The 1547-nt window shown below is 58.1% G+C and carries 1 protein-coding gene; it reads right to left on the bottom strand.

The annotated features are described in order from the left end of the window. Positions 1-35 precede the first annotated feature (35 nt). Positions 36-1420, bottom strand: a protein-coding gene (locus ABEA12_RS15075; RefSeq protein ID WP_210099284.1) for an IS3 family transposase whose coding sequence is annotated in 2 segments (ribosomal slippage) — positions 36-1102 and positions 1102-1420 — 1386 coding nt in all. Because the reading frame shifts where the segments join, the coding sequence is not laid out codon by codon here. Between the last annotated feature and the right edge of the window lie 127 nt (positions 1421-1547).

Below are 1547 nucleotides of genomic sequence, written 5' to 3'. Positions count from 1 at the left end.
TCGGAACTTTTCAAGTCAAACGGTGCCAGCGTGAGTTAGACAGCCTCTTTTGCGATGGCCTCAGCTGGTTGGTTGATCCACGCGGGCCCAGGTAGGGCCAAGATCTTGGCGTCGGTACTGCTGGTGAATCGTTCGGGATGCTTCGCCCTGGCCGCAGCCAGCGTGTTGGAGCGCTTCTGCGCGACCCCGTCTGCGTGGCCGTAGTGCACGTTGGCCGGCGTGTGAAAACCGATGCCAGAGTGCTGATGATGGTGATTGTACCAATCCACGAAGTCACTGATAAAGGCCCGCGCATCACCCAGAGAACCAAAGCGTTCAGGGAACGTTGGACCATACTTCAAAGACTTGAATAACGACTCTGAGTAGGGATTATCATTACTGACTCTCGGTCGGGAATGTGATCTGGTGACGCCCAGGTCCGAAAGCAGCGCGGCCACGGTCTTCGAAGTCATGCTCGTGCCACGATCGGCGTGCACTGTTTCAGGGATGCCATGGACCCCGAATATCTCCTTCATCATCTCCACCGCCAGCACCGCTGACTCGGTGGCATGCACGTGGGCCCCAACGATGAACCGCGAGTGGATATCCATCATCAAATAGCAATCAAAGTACTTGCCTTTGACCGGCCCAGCCAACTTGGTTATATCCCAACTCAAGACCTGACCTGGGGCGTTAGCGACCAACTCAGGAATAGCCCGGGGTGGGTGCGTGGCCAGACGCCGGCGCTCCATCACCTGCCGATTCTCGTTCAGCAACCGGTAGAACGTGGAAACCGACCCCAGATAGATGCCCTCATCAAGCAACTTCGCATAGACCTGCTGCGGTGCCAGATCCACGAAAGTCCGTGAGTTCAACGCGTCCAAGATCTCCGCACGTTCCTCGCTGCTCAGCTTGTTCGGCGGCACCACCTGAATGTGATCTTGCGGTGCGGCGGGTTTGCGGTAGACCGTGGTGCGTGAAACCCCTGTCAGGGCCGCGGCTTCGCGGGTGGAGAGCTGTTGTTCACGAAGCAGCTGGTAGGCACCCATCATTTCTTCTTGGACTTCGGCGCTGCTGGTGATTCTGAGATGGCGTTCTCGAAGAACGCCGAGAGTTTTTCCATGATTCCCAGGGCAGCCTCGGTCTGCTTCAACCGGCCCTCGCTCACCTCCAGCTGGCGGCGCAAACGCGCGATCTCGGACTGCTCTACAGTCAGCTTCCCGATAGCTTCACCGGCCTTCTTGCCCTGCAGGACGCCGGCGTCACGCTGCTTGCGCCATTCGGTCATCTGCGAGGAATACAGGCCCTGCTCCCGCAGGAAAGCGTTCCCTTCCTGACGGGTGCAGGCTTCCTCGTATTGGGTCAAAAATTCAAGCTTCTGCGCGGGGGTGAACGACCTACGTGGGGTCGGTCCACCGGAGCGCGGTCCGGAACTACTCATAGATCCATCTTGGCCTACATCGGCCAAAACTAGGTTAGACATATTGATCGGTTTCCTACTTCTCGCCCTGCGCCATCGGGGTGACTTGCTATGTCACGTTGGCACCGTTCAACCCTGGCACATAGGG

It is taken from the genome of Paeniglutamicibacter antarcticus, assembly GCF_039544305.1.
GTDB lineage: Bacteria > Actinomycetota > Actinomycetes > Actinomycetales > Micrococcaceae > Paeniglutamicibacter > Paeniglutamicibacter antarcticus_C.
The sequence above is the reverse complement of the archived record's forward strand: the minus strand, read 5'-3'. Positions and strand labels throughout refer to the sequence as shown.